2 protein-coding genes are annotated in these 14,430 nt (G+C 67.6%); one reads left to right on the top strand and one right to left on the bottom strand.

Annotated elements, in window-relative coordinates; translation table 11 throughout:
* Nucleotides 1–175 precede the first annotated feature (175 nt).
* On the top strand, nt 176–13,129 hold the full coding sequence (locus tag AC0ZZU_RS20390) for a non-ribosomal peptide synthetase (RefSeq protein WP_476343090.1): 12,954 nt from the start codon (nt 176–178) through the stop codon (nt 13,127–13,129).
* Nucleotides 13,130–13,177: 48 nt separating this feature from the next.
* Here the strand turns inward: AC0ZZU_RS20390 and AC0ZZU_RS20395 are convergent, their stop codons facing one another.
* Nucleotides 13,178–14,305 carry a cupin-like domain-containing protein gene (locus AC0ZZU_RS20395; protein ID WP_476343092.1) on the bottom strand — a complete coding sequence of 376 codons (1,128 nt, stop codon included), beginning with the start codon at nt 14,303–14,305 and terminating at the stop codon, nt 13,178–13,180.
* Nucleotides 14,306–14,430: the final 125 nt, after the last annotated feature.

Consider the following 14,430-nt stretch of genomic DNA (forward strand, 5'->3'; position numbering starts at 1 on the left):
TCGGGGTCGTGTTCCCCGCGCAACTCCAGGCCTGTGGGCTCCCACCTAATTATTTTTCCGCCAGATCCGTTCCTCTGAGTACATCCCCCGGCCGCATGCCAGGCGCTCGTTCTTGCTACCTGCAAGCTGAGACCTGCCTCGGCCCGGCTCACCCAGACATTGGCAGGAACACCCCATGACGGACGCCTTCGAACTCCCGCTCTCGCTGGTCCAGGCGCTGGCCCAGCGCGCCACGCAGACCCCGGACAAGATCGCCCTGCGCTTTCTGGCAGACGACCCGCGTGAGCAGGCCGTGCTCAGTTACCGGGATCTGGACCTGCGCGCGCGGACCATCGCCGCGGCCTTGCAGGCGCATGCCGGATTCGGGGAGCGTGCTGTGCTGCTGTTCCCCAGCGGGCCTGACTACGTCGCCGCCTTTTTCGGATGCCTGTATGCGGGCGTGATCGCGGTGCCGGCCTATCCGCCGGAGTCCGCACGCCAGCATCATCAGGAGCGCCTGCTGTCGATCATCGACGACGCCCAGCCGCGCCTGCTGTTGACTGTGGATGCGCTGCGCGAGGGTCTGATGGGTCTTGATGCCTTGTCTGCCACCGACGCACCGGCGCTGATGGCAGTCGACTCGCTCGATCTTGCCGAGGCCAGTGCCTGGCAGCCGCCCGTGCTGGCCGCCGAAGACATCGCGTTCCTGCAATACACCTCCGGCTCCACGGCCTTGCCCAAGGGCGTGCAGGTCAGCCATGGCAACCTGGTCGCCAACGAGCGCCTGATCCGCCAGGGCTTTGGCATCGACGTGAACCCGGACGACGTCATCGTCAGCTGGCTGCCGCTGTATCACGACATGGGCTTGATCGGCGGGCTGTTGCAGCCGATCTTCAGCGGCGTGCCCTGTGTACTGATGTCCCCAGGGTACTTCCTGGCCCGGCCGCTGCGCTGGCTGCAGGCAATCAGCGACTACGGCGGCACCATCAGCGGCGGTCCGGACTTCGCCTACCGCTTGTGCAGCGAGCGGGTCAGCGACGCGGCGCTGGCAGGGCTCGACCTGAGCCGCTGGCGCGTGGCCTATTCCGGCTCCGAGCCGATCCGGCAGGACAGCCTGCAGGCGTTCGCCGACAAGTTCGCGCCAACAGGCTTCACCGCACAGAGCTACTTCGCCAGCTACGGCCTGGCGGAGGCAACCCTGTTCGTCAGCGGCAGCCGCCGTGGCGAGGGGATTCCCTCACTGGAGCTGGACGCCGAGGCGCTCGCCAGCAACCGTGCCGAGCCAGGCGATGGCAGCGTGCTGATGAGCTGCGGCTATCCGCAGCCGGGCCACGCGGTCCGTATCGTCGACCCGCAACGCCGCGAGGTGCTCGCCGACAACCGGGTCGGTGAAATCTGGGCCGGCGGCCCGAGTATCGCCCTGGGCTACTGGCGCAACCCCGAGGCCACGGCGCGCACCTTCGTCGAGATGGACGGCCAGACCTGGCTGCGCACGGGCGACCTGGGCTTCATGCGGGAGGGTGAGGTGTTCGTCACCGGGCGCCTGAAGGACATGCTGATCGTCCGTGGCCAGAACCTTTACCCGCAGGACCTGGAAAGGACCCTGGAGCGCGAGGTCGATGTCCTGCGCAAGGGCCGCGTGGCGGTGTTCGCGGTAGACGACCAAGGCGAGGAGGGGATCGGCGTCGCCGTGGAAATCAGCCGCAACATGCAAAAGGCGCACGATGCGCAGGCGCTGATCAAGACGCTGCGCCAGGTGATCGCCGATGCCTGCCGCCAGGCCCCGGCCGTGGTGCTGCTGCTCAACCCGGGCGCCTTGCCCAAGACCTCCAGCGGCAAGCTGCAGCGCTCGGCCTGCCGCCTGCGCCTCGACGATGGCAGCCTGGATTGCTACGCACGCTTCCCGGCCATGCAGGCCACTGCACAGCCAGCCACCACGGTGGACGAACTGCAAGCGCGCATCGCCTCGGCCTGGCGCGAGCTGCTCAAGGTCGAGGCTGTTGCGCCGGACGACCACTTCCTGCTGCTGGGCGGCAACTCCATTGCCGCGGCCCAGGTCACCGCGCGCCTGGCCGATGAGCTGGACATCCCCCTCAGCCTGCGCACCCTGTTCGAGGCGCCGGTGCTCGCCGACTACAGCGCGGCCGTGGCCGCTCTCCTTGCCGAGGGCCGACCGGGCAACGGGCCCATCGACACGCTCGGCCGTGGCCAGGCGTTGCCACAGTCGCTGGCGCAGAACCGCCTGTGGCTGCTGTGGCAACTGGAACCACAGTCCGCTGCCTACAACATTCCCGCCGGCCTGCACCTGCGCGGCGAACTCGACGAAGCGGCGCTCGAAGCGAGCTTCCAGGCCCTCGTCGCACGGCATGAATCGCTGCGCACCTTGTTCAGCGAGGTCGAAGGCCAGGCCCTGCAACGCGTCCTGCCGGAGCAACGGTTCGTCCTCCATCGCGTCGACCTCGAAGGGCTGGACGCCAGCGACGTCGCGGCGCACCGCGAGACACAGGCCCAGCAGCCGTTCGACCTCACCCAGGGCCCGCTGCTGCGCGTGACCCTTGCCCGCCTGGGCGATGAACATCACCAGCTCTGGGTAACCCTGCACCACATCGTCGCCGATGGCTGGTCGCTGAACATCCTGCTCGATGAGTTCGCCCGCCTTTATGCCGCGCGCTGCCAAGGTCAGCAGGCGACACTGGCGGCCTTGCCGCTGGGTTATGCCGACTACGGCACCTGGCAACGCCAATGGCTGGGCAAGGGCGAGGCGGCACGCCAGCTGGAGTATTGGAAACAGCAACTGGGTGATGAGTCACCCGTACTGGACCTGAGCACCGATCACCCGCGCTCGAGCCAACGGCAGGACCGCGCCGCGCGCCTGAGTGTCAAGGTGCCGGCCCCCCTCGCCGAATCGCTCAAGCGCCTGGCCCGCGATCACCAGGCCAGCCTGTTCATGGTCCTGCTGGCCGCCTGGCAGGGCCTGCTTCACCGCTACACCGGCCAGGGCGACATCCGCGTCGGGGTGCCCAATGCCAACCGCCCGCGCCTGGAAACCCAGGGCATGGTCGGCTTCTTCATCAACACCCAGGTGCTGCGGGCGCAGCTCGATGCGCGCCTGCCGTTCGAGCAGCTGCTCGTCCAGGTGCGCGACGCCACGTTGCAAGCCCAGGCACACCAGGACCTGCCGTTCGAACAGCTGCTCGAAGCGTTGCCCCAGGCCCGCGAGCATGGCCTTTTCCAGGTCATGTTCAACCACCAGCAACGTGACCTCTCGGCCCTGCGCCGCCTGCCGGGCCTGCTTGCCGAAGAGCTGCCCTGGCACAGCCCCGAGGCCAAGTTCGACCTGCAGCTGCACAGCGAGGAAGATCACCTGGGCCGCCTGAGCCTGGCCTTCGACTACGCGTGCGAACTGTTCGAGCTGACGACCATCAAGCGCCTGGCGGATCACCTGCTGGCTCTGCTTGAGCAGGTTTGCGCCGAGCCACGGCTGGCAGTGGGCGAGGTGCGCCTGCTCGATGAACAGGCCCGTGCGCAACTGCTGGAGTGGGGCCAGGCCCCGGCACCCGCAGCGCGCCGGTGGGTGGTCGAGCAGTTGAACGAGCAGGCCCGGCAAACTCCGGACCGCACGGCGCTGGCCTGGGAAGGCGGCAGCCTCGACTATGCCACCCTGCACCAGCAGGCCAATCGCCTGGCCCACTACCTGCGCGACAAGGGCGTGGGCCCCGACGCCCGTGTGGCCATCGCCGTGGAGCGTTCACCGCAATTGCTGGTCGGCCTGCTGGCCATCCTCAAGGCAGGCGGCGCCTATGTGCCGCTGGATGTGGACTACCCGGCCGAGCGCCTGGCCTACATGCTCGATGACTGCAAGGCCAGCCTGCTGCTGAGCCACAGCGGCCTGCTCGATCACCTGCCCCAGGTGGCCGGCATCAGCACCATCGCCCTGGACCAGCTGCACCTGGACAACTGGCCAGGCCACGCGCCGGGCCTGCACCTGGAAGGCGACAACCTGGCCTACGTGATCTACACCTCCGGTTCGACCGGCCAGCCCAAGGGCGTGGGCAACACCCACGCGGCATTGGCCGAGCGCTTGCAGTGGATGCAGGCCACCTACGCACTGGATGACACCGACGTGCTGATGCAGAAGGCGCCGATCAGCTTCGACGTCTCGGTATGGGAGTGTTTCTGGCCGCTGGTCACCGGTTGCAAGCTGGTGCTCGCAGGTCCTGGCGAGCACCGCGATCCCCGGCGTATCGCCGAGCTGGCGCGCGAGCACGGCGTGACCACGCTGCACTTCGTGCCGCCGCTGCTGCAAGCGTTCGTTCAAGAGCCGCTGGCGGTGGGCTGCACCCAGCTCCGCCGGCTGTTCTCCGGCGGCGAGGCGCTGTCGGCCAGCCTGCGTGACAGGACCTTGCAGGTATTGCCGCAGGTGCAGTTGCACAACCGTTACGGCCCGACCGAAACCGCCATCAACGTCACTCACTGGCACTGCCGCGCCGAGGATGGCGATCGCTCGCCAATCGGCCGTCCGCTGGGCAACGTGCTGTGCCGCGTACTCGATGACCAGTTGGAACTGAGCGCGCCGGGCATCGCCGGTGAGCTGTGCCTGGGCGGCGCGGGCCTGGCCCGGGGTTATCTCGGCCGGCCAGGCCTGACCGCCGAACGCTTCGTGCCCCGGCCCGATGGCAATGGCGAACGGCTGTACCGCAGCGGCGACCGTGCCCGCTGGCGGGTAGGGCAGGGCGCGCTGGAGTATCTCGGGCGGCTTGACCAGCAAGTGAAGGTGCGCGGTTTCCGCGTCGAGCCCGAGGAGGTCCAGGCATGCCTGCTGACCCAGGCCGGTGTGGAGCAGGCGGTGGTACTCATCCACCAGGACCGCATCGGCGCCCAGCTGGTCGGCTACTACAGCGGCACCGGGCAGACGGAGGCGCTGCGGGCCGCGCTGGCCCAACGCCTGCCGGCCTACATGGTGCCGGCGCAGCTCATTCACCTGGCGCAACTGCCACTGGGGCCGAGCGGCAAGGTCGACCGCAAGGCGCTGCCCGCGCCCGTGTGGCAACAGCGCGAGCACGTCGAGCCGCGGACCACCCTGGAGCAAAAGGTCGCGGCGATCTGGCGCGAAGTGCTGGGGCTTGCGCGGGTGAGCCTGCAGGATGACTTCTTCGCCCTGGGCGGCCACTCGTTGCTGGCCACGCAGATCGTCTCGCGCACCCGCCAGGCCTGCGATGTCGAGCTGCCGCTCAAGGCACTGTTCGAGTCCAGCGAGCTGGGGGCGTTCTGCGCCGAAGTCGAGCGCAAGCGCCTGGCCGGAGAGCATGACCTGCAAGGCGAGATCGCCCGGGTCGACCGTGCCCAGAACGTACCGCTGTCCTATTCGCAGCAGCGCATGTGGATCCTCTGGCAGATGGAGCCGCACAGTCCCGCCTACAACGTGGGCGGCATGGCGCGGCTGCGCGGCACCTTGCATGTCGACGCCTTCGAGCGTGCCTTGCACGCCCTGGTCGTGCGCCATGAAACCCTGCGCACCACCTTCCCGAGCATCGATGGCGTGGCATGCCAGTGCGTGGCCGCAGACAGCCCGCTGCAGATGCACTGGTTCGACTTCACCGGGGGTACCGCCGAGCACCGCGAGCAACGGCTAAAGGTGCTCGCCGATGACCAGGCGCACCAGCCGTTCGACCTGGAGCGCGGCCCGCTGCTGCGCGCCTGCCTGGTCAAGACCGGCGAGCGCGAGCACTACTTCGTGCTGACCCTGCACCACATCGTCACGGAAGGCTGGGCCATGGACATCTTTGCCCGCGAGCTGGGCGAGCTGTACGAAGCCTTCGTCGATGAGCGCGACTCGCCGCTGCAACCACTGCCGGTGCAATATCTGGACTACAGCGTCTGGCAGCGCCAGTGGCTCGAAGGCGGCGAACGCCAGCGCCAGCTCGACTACTGGCAAGCACGCCTGGGCAACGAGCACCCGGTGCTCGAACTGCCTGGAGATCGCCCACGCCCGCCGGTGCAGAGCCATCGCGGCGAGCTCTATCGCTTCGACCTGGCCCCCGAGGTGGCCGCCCGCGTGCGCCAGTTCAACAGCGAACGTGGCCTGACCCTGTTCATGACCATGACTGCCACCCTGGCCGCGCTGCTCTACCGCCACAGCGGCCAGCACGACCTGCGTATCGGCGTGCCCATGGCCAACCGCATCCGCCCCGAGAGCGAAGGGCTGATCGGCGCCTTCCTCAACACCCAGGTGCTGCGCTGCGAACTGGACGGGCAGATGAGTGCGACGCAGTTGCTCGAGCAGGTGCGCCAGCGCGTCATCGAGGGCCAGTCGCACCAGGACCTGCCGTTCGACCAGCTGGTCGAGGCCCTGCAGCCACCGCGCAGCAGCGCCTACAACCCGTTGTTCCAGGTGATGTGCAACGTCCAGCGCTGGGCCTTCCAGCAGAGCCGCGAACTTGCCGGCATGCAGGTGGACTACCTGGTCAACGACGCCAGCGCGACCAAGTTCGACCTCTACCTGGAAGTCACCGACCTGGATGGCCGCCTGGGCTGCTGCCTGACCTACAGCCGCGACCTGTTCGACGAACCACGCATCGCGCGCATGGCCGAGCACTGGCAGCAACTGTTGCTGGGCCTGCTGGACAATCCCCAGCAGCGCCTGGCCGAGCTGCCGATGCTGGCGGCGGCCGAGCAGCAGGTGCTGTCGGGCCAGCTTCAGGGCGAGCAGGATTTCGAACTCGACCACACGCTCCACGGCCTCTTCGCTGCGCAGGTTCGCCGCACGCCGGATGCCCGCGCGCTGACCTGCGCTGGCCAGCACCTGACCTACGCCGAGCTGGACCAGCAGGCCAACCGCCTGGCCCGCGCCCTGCGCGAGCGCGGCGTGGGCCCGCAGGTACGGGTGGGGCTGGCGCTTGAGCGCTCACTGGACATGGTGGTCGGCCTGCTGGCGATCCTCAAGGCCGGTGGCGCCTACGTGCCGCTTGATCCGGAATACCCGCTCGACCGCCTGCACTACATGATCGCAGACAGTCGCATCGGCCTGCTCCTGGGCCAGCGCGCCCTGTTCGAAAGCCTGGGCCAGCTGCCCGCAGGCGTGTCGCGCTGGAGCCTCGAGGACGACATGACGTCGTTGTCCGCCTATGGCGATACCGCGCTGGACGACCTGACCCTCCCGCAGCACCAGGCGTACCTGATCTACACCTCCGGCTCCACCGGCAAGCCCAAGGGCGTGATGGTCAGCCATGGCGAGATCGCCATGCACTGCCAGGCAGTGATCGCCGCCTTTGGCATGCGCAGCGACGACTGCGAGCTGCACTTCTATTCGATCAACTTCGACGCCGCCACCGAGCGCCTGCTGGCGCCGCTGCTGTGCGGTGCGCGCGTGGTCATCCGCGCCCAGGGCCAGTGGGGTGCCGAGGACATCTGCCAGCTGGTGCGCGAGCAGCAGGTGAACGTCCTGGGCTTCACCCCGAGCTATGGCAGCCAGCTGGCCCAGTACCTGGCCAGTGTCGCCGAGCGGTTGCCGGTGCGGCTGGTCATTACCGGGGGTGAGGCGCTGACGGGCGAGCACCTGCAGCGCATCCGCCAGGCGTTCGCACCCCAGCAGTTCTTCAATGCCTACGGCCCCACCGAAACCGTGGTCATGCCCCTGGCCTGCCTGGCGCCCGACAGCCTGCCTGCCGATGCTGGCAGCGTGCCGATCGGCCGGATGATCGGCGCCCGCACCGCGTACATCCTCGATGAAAACCTGGCGCTGTTGCCCCAGGGTGGCACGGGTGAGCTGTATGTCGGTGGCGCAGGCCTGGCCCAGGGTTACCACGACCGCCCGGGGCTGTCGGCCGAGCGCTTTGTCGCTGACCCCTTCAGCCAGGACGGCGGTCGCCTGTACCGCACCGGCGACCTGGTACGCCTGCGTGTCGACGGGTTGGTGGAATATCTGGGTCGCGCCGACCAGCAAGTGAAGATCCGCGGTTTCCGCATCGAACTGGGCGAGATCGAAAGCCGCCTGCAGGAACATGCCGATGTCGACGAGGCCGTGGTCCTGGCACTTGACCTGCCAGGAGGCAGGCAACTGGCCGGCTACCTGGTCTGCGCCCAGGCGAACGCCGATGCCCAGGCCCAGGCCAGCCTGCGCGAGGGGGTGAAGGCGCATGCCCGCCGTCACCTGCCGGACTACATGGTGCCTGTGCACCTGGTGCTGCTCGACCAGCTGCCGCTGACGGGCAACGGCAAGCTCGATCGTCGCGCCCTGCCAGCGCCGGACCTCGAGCAGGCGCAGCAGCACTACCACGCACCGGCCAGCGAGCTCGAAACGCAATTGGCGCACGTCTGGGGCGAAGTGCTCAACGTGGCCCGCGTAGGGGTGCAGGACAACTTCTTCGAACTGGGCGGCGATTCGATCCTGTCGATCCAGGTGGTCAGCCGCGCGCGCCAGCTGGGGTTGCAGTTCACCCCGCGCGACCTGTTCCAGCACCAGACCATCCAGACCCTGGCGGCGGTGGTCCGGCACAGCGAGGCGCCGAGCGATATCGAACAGGGTGCACGGCAGGGCGAGACCGCGTTGACGCCAATCCAGCACTGGTTCTTCGACAGCGACGTGGTCGAGCGCCAGCACTGGAACCAGGCTGTGCTGCTGCAGGTCCGCCAGCCGCTGCTGGCGGAAACCCTGGAGCAGGCGCTGGCGGCATTGCTTGAGCATCACGACAGCCTGCGCCTGCGCTTCACCGACGTGATCGGCCGCTGGCAGGGCGAGTACGCCCAGCCAGCGGCGCAGGCACTGCTGTGGACCGCCATCGTGGCCAGCTTCGAGGATTGCCAGGCGCTCTACACCGACGTGCAACGCAGCCTCGACCTGCAGCAGGGACCGCTGCTGCGCGCCTTGCTGGTCAGCGACGGGCAGGGTGCGCAACGGCTGTTGCTGGCGATCCATCACCTGGTGGTCGACGGCGTGTCCTGGCGCGTGCTGCTCGAAGACCTGCAGGCGCTGTACCGTGGAGAACCGCTGCCCGCCAAGACCCACACGTTGGGCGACTGGGCAGCGCGCCTGGCCACCTACGCCGGCAGCGATTCACTGCGCGACGAGCAGGACTGGTGGCAGGACCAACTGGGAAGCGTGGGCCATGAGCTGCCCTGCGACCACCCGCAAGGCGGCAACCTCAACCGCCATGCCAGCACCCTGGCCATCGGCCTGGATGTGGAGCAGACCCGGCAATTGCTGCAACAGGCGCCGGCCGCCTACCACACCCAGGTCAACGACCTGCTGTTGACCGCCCTTGCTCGGATCTTGTGCCGCTGGAGCGGTGACAAGGAGGTACTGGTGCAACTGGAGGGCCACGGCCGGGAAGCACTGTTCGAGGATATCGACCTGACCCGCAGCGTCGGCTGGTTCACCAATGCCTATCCGTTGGCCCTGAGCCCTGAGGCGGGGGAGGACGACCTGGCGCGTGCAGGTTCCATCAAGCGCATCAAGGAACAGCTGCGCCAGGTGCCGCACAAGGGCATCGGCCACGGCGTGCTGCGCTACCTGGCCGACGAGCCCGTGCGCGAGTCCATGGCCGCGCTGCCCCAGGCGCGGATCACCTTCAACTACCTGGGCCAGTTCGACCAGCAGTTCGACGATGCCGCGCTGTTCCAGCCGCTGGATGCACCGGCGGGCCTGGCCCATGACCCGGAAGCGCCGCTGCCCAACTGGCTGAGCGTGGATGGCCAGGTCTACGGCGGTGCCCTGCAACTGCGCTGGACCTTCAGCACCGAGCGCTATGAAGAACGCACCATCGCCGAGCTGGCCAACGCCTACCGCGATGAGCTGCTGGCGCTGGTCGCCCATTGCCTGGCCGAAGGCAATGGCAGCTTCACGCCGTCGGACTTCCCCCTGGCACACCTGAGCCAGGGCCAGATCGACAGCTTGCCGGTCCCGGCAGCCGAGATCGACGACGTCTACCCGCTGACCCCCATGCAGGAAGGCATGCTCTTGCACACCTTGCTGGAACCGGGCACCGGCATCTACTACATGCAGGACCGCTACCGGATCAACAGCGCGCTGGACCCGCGGCGTTTCGCCCAGGCTTGGCAGGCGGTGGTGGCCCGGCATGAGGCCCTGCGAGCGTCGTTCAGCTGGAACGCCGGCGAGGCGATGCTGCAGATCATCCACAAGCCGGGCAAGACGCCCGTGGACTACCAGGATTGGCGCGGCCTCGACGAGGCTGTCCAGGAAGGCCGCCTGCAGGCCCTGCACAAGCAGGAGCGCGAGGCCGGTTTCGAGCTGCTGGTGCAGGCGCCCTTCCACCTGCGGCTGGTGCGCGTGGCCGATGAACGCTACTGGTTCATGATGAGCAACCACCACATCCTCATCGATGCCTGGTGCCGATCGCTGCTGATGAATGACTTCTTCGAGATCTACCAGGCCCTGGGCGATAGCCGCCAGGCCCAGCTGCCGGTGCCGCCGCGCTACCGCGACTATATCGGCTGGCTGCAACACCAGGACCTGGGCGAAGCGCGCCAGTGGTGGCAGGCCAACCTGGCCGGCTTCGAGCGTGCCACGGCGCTGCCCAGCGACCGGCCGCTGCGCCATGACCATGCGGGAGACGGCATGATCGTCGGCGACTGCCATACCCGGCTGGAGGTTGCCCAAGGGGCGCGGCTGCGCGAGCTGGCGCAAGCCCACCAGCTGACTGTGAACACCTTTGCCCAGGCAGCCTGGGCGCTGGTCCTGGCCCGCTACAGCGGCGAGCGCGACGTGGTCTTCGGCGTCACCGTTGCCGGGCGTCCGGTGAGCATGCCGCAGATGCAGCGCACTGTTGGCCTGTTCATCAACAGCGTTGCCTTGCGCGTGCAGCTGCCTCGGCCAGGCCAGCGGCAGAGTGTGCGCCAGTGGCTGCAAGGCCTGCTGGAACGCAACATGGAACTGCGCGAGTACGAGTACCTGCCGCTGGTGGCGATCCAGGAGCGCAGCGAGCTGCCCAAGGGCCAGCCGCTGTTCGACAGCCTGTTCGTGTTCGAGAACGCCCCGGTGGAAACCGCCGTGCTCGACCATGCCCAGCACCTCAACGCCAGCTCCGATTCGGGCCGTACCCACACCAATTTCCCGCTGACCGCCGTGTGCTACCCGGGCGATGAGCTGGGCCTGCATCTGTCGTTCGACCAGCGCTACTTCGACTACCCGACCGTCGAGCGCCTGTTGGCCGAGTTCAAGCGCCTGCTGATGGCGCTGGTCGAGGGCTTTGACGCCGAGGTGGAGTCACTGCCGCTGCTGGGTGCCGACGAGCAGCGTTTCCTGCTCGAAGAATGCAACCGCACCGAGCATGCGTACAGCCTGGAGCAAAGCTACGTCGAGCTGTTCGAGGCGCGGGTCGCCGCGCACCCTGAGCGCACCGTCGCCCGCTGCCTGGACGCTTGCTTCGACTATGCCGGTCTGAACCTGGCGGCCAACCGCCTGGGCCATGCCCTGGTCGCCGCTGGCGTGGGCATCGACCAGCCGGTTGCGCTGCTGGCCGAGCGCGGACTGCCGCTGCTGGGCATGATCGTCGGCAGCTTCAAGGCCGGTGCGGGCTACCTGCCGCTGGACCCTGGCCTGCCACCTGCCCGCCTGCAACGCATCGTCGAGCTGAGCCGCACGCCAGTACTGGTCTGCACCGCCGCCCATGCCGAGCAGGCGCGGCAGTTGCTCGACGAGGTGGCCGGTGTAGCGCGTCCCAGGCTGCTGGTCTGGGAAGATGTCCAGGGCAGCATGGTGGCCAGCCATGACCCTGGCATCCACAGCGCCCCCGACAACCTCGCCTATGTGATCTACACCTCAGGCTCTACCGGGATGCCGAAGGGCGTGATGGTCGAGCAGCGCGGCATGCTCAACAACCAGTTGAGCAAGGTGCCGTATCTGGCGCTGGACGAGCGCGACGTGATCGCCCAGACCGCTTCGCAGAGTTTCGATATCTCCGTCTGGCAGTTCCTCGCCGCGCCCCTGTTCGGAGCCCGGCTGGAGATAGTGCCCAACGCCATCGCCCATGATCCGCAGGGATTGCTGGAGCATGTACAGGCCACTGGCATCACCGTGCTCGAAAGCGTGCCATCGCTGATCCAGGGCATGCTCGCCAACGAGCATCAAGCCCTCGACGGCCTGCGCTGGATGCTGCCGACCGGCGAGGCCATGCCGCCCGAGCTGGCCGCGCAGTGGCTGCAGCGCTACCCTGCGATTGGCCTGGTCAATGCCTACGGGCCTGCGGAGTGTTCGGATGACGTGGCCTTCTTCCGCGTCGATGCCGCCTCGACCGAGGGCAGCTACCTGCCGATCGGCACGCCGACCGACAACAACCGGTTGTACCTGCTGGGCGAAGAGCAGACTCTGGTGCCGCTGGGCGCGGTGGGTGAGTTGTGTGTCGCGGGGACCGGCGTTGGCCGGGGTTATGTCGAGGACCCGGTGCGCACGGCGCAGGCCTTCATCCCCCATCCTCACGGTGCCCTGGGCGAGCGCCTGTACCGCACCGGCGACCTGGCACGGCGCCGGCCCGACGGCGTGCTTGAATACGTCGGTCGTATCGATCATCAGGTGAAGATCCGCGGCTACCGTATCGAGCTTGGCGAGATCGAAGCGCGCCTTCACGAGCAGCCCGAGCTGCGGGATGCGGCCGTGGGCGTGCAGGATGGCGCCAACGGCACCTATCTGGTGGGCTGTCTGGTCGCCCATGAAGGTGTGGCGGCCAGCGCCGACCTGCTTGACCGGGTCAGGCAGCGTCTGCGGGCTCAGCTCCCGGAATACATGGTGCCGTTGCACTGGTCATGGCTGGCGCAGCTGCCGCACAACGCCAACGGCAAGCTGGACCGCAAGGCGTTGCCGGTGGTTGAAATCGGGGGCCAGCAGAGCGAGGCGTACCTTGCGCCGCGCAATGAGCTCGAACAGACCCTCAGCGGGATCTGGGCTGAGGTGCTTGGCGTCGAGCGGGTAGGGGTACGCGATAACTTCTTCGAGCTTGGAGGTCATTCCTTGCTGGCCACCCAGATCGCATCGCGGGTGCAGAAGCGGCTGGAGTTGAACGTGCCGCTGCGGGCGATGTTCGAGTGCAGTACGGTGCAAGAGCTGGGGGTCTATGTGGAGGGGTTGCGCGGGAGTGTGCTGAATGAGGAAAAGGTGGACCGGCTGGGGGACCTGATGGCCGAGCTGGAGGGGCTCTAGCCAGATCGGGACCGGGGGGCGGGCCGCCTGCATGATGAAACTGCAGGCTCACCACCCCCGCCCCGAATTTACCCAGAAATTGACCGACAACGACGTGCTCACCGACTCCACCTGATGGAACCACCCCTCGGGCAGGAACAGCAGGTCCCCGGCCTCCAGGACGACCCGCAGGAAACCCACCGACCGCGCGCCGGGATACCGCTGGTAATCCGGCGCATCGGGATTGAAATCACAACCGTCGAGCCCGCCCTTTGGCGAGGTCGACCAGGTTCCCAGAACAGGCCGGTGGTGCGGCGCCGCCAGGATGAACGACTTCTGCCCCCACACCTGCGCGAACAAATTGTCGGTATCGTCACGGTGCAACGGCGTCAGGGTGCCCCTGGGGCCGATCCAGATACGCGGCGCAATGAAACGCGAGCGCTCGAAATAGTCCGGGAATCGGATCAGCTCCAGCAGTTTCTCCGGGACGATGTTGTTGCCCATATAAGCCGGTGGCGCCCCCGTCCCGGCGCTGGCCGGTTCATCCAGCGAAGCGATGAAGTCGGCCATCGAGGTGGAGCGAAAATCACGGTCGGTAGAGAACGTTTTCGCTACATAGTCGCCGTGCCGGGTGATGCCTTGCAGCTCGGCGAAGTGGGCAAGGGAGGCTTCGCGGCCCATGGTGAACAGCGGCCAGTCCTGCAGGGCATCGCTGAGGATCACTGGCGTGCCCTTTGACAGGTAGTGATCGCGAAAACGCTCCCGGCTCATCTGCGCGCGCGGGATGCGCTCGACGCTCACCATCGGGGGCTGCGCCGCCGAGACCCGTTCGCTGATGCGCGTGGGGGTAGCGTAGCGCTGGTTCATGGCCACCTTGGCGGCCGCCGTGCCCTGGCGGGCCCTGTTGATGATCTGCGGCAGCAGCGTGGCCAGGCCCATGTTGCCGGTGATCTTCAGGCGCGCGCTGGCGAACAGCTCTTCGACATTGGCCGTGCCGCCCATGATGCCGAGAAAGTCGCCTTCGACCACTTCGATGGTCACGTCCGGCGCGGCATGCAGGCCTGTTCCCGTGCGGCTGGTGGCGCCGACTTCGGACCAGATAATGCGGTCGGGCCCGAAGACGAATTGGAATACGCCTTCGATACCAACGCCATGGGCGTTGGCGAAGAGTCTGGCAATGATGCTTTGCAGGTCCACGGTAAGCCTCGTCAGTCTGTCTTGGTTCACAGATAACGACGGCCGCAACCGGCGATTTAGCGACGGGCCAGCGGCCCCTGGCGCTAATTTTCCCGCGTCTTCTTACGTTCCGTAGGGATAGCCGA

The sequence above is a fragment of the Pseudomonas sp. JE3303 genome (assembly GCF_056312565.1).

Coding starts and splice junctions, on each gene's coding strand:
- AC0ZZU_RS20390 (WP_476343090.1), top strand. CDS start 176: ATGACGGACGCCTTCGAACTCCCGCTCTCGCTGGTCCAGGCGCTGGCC.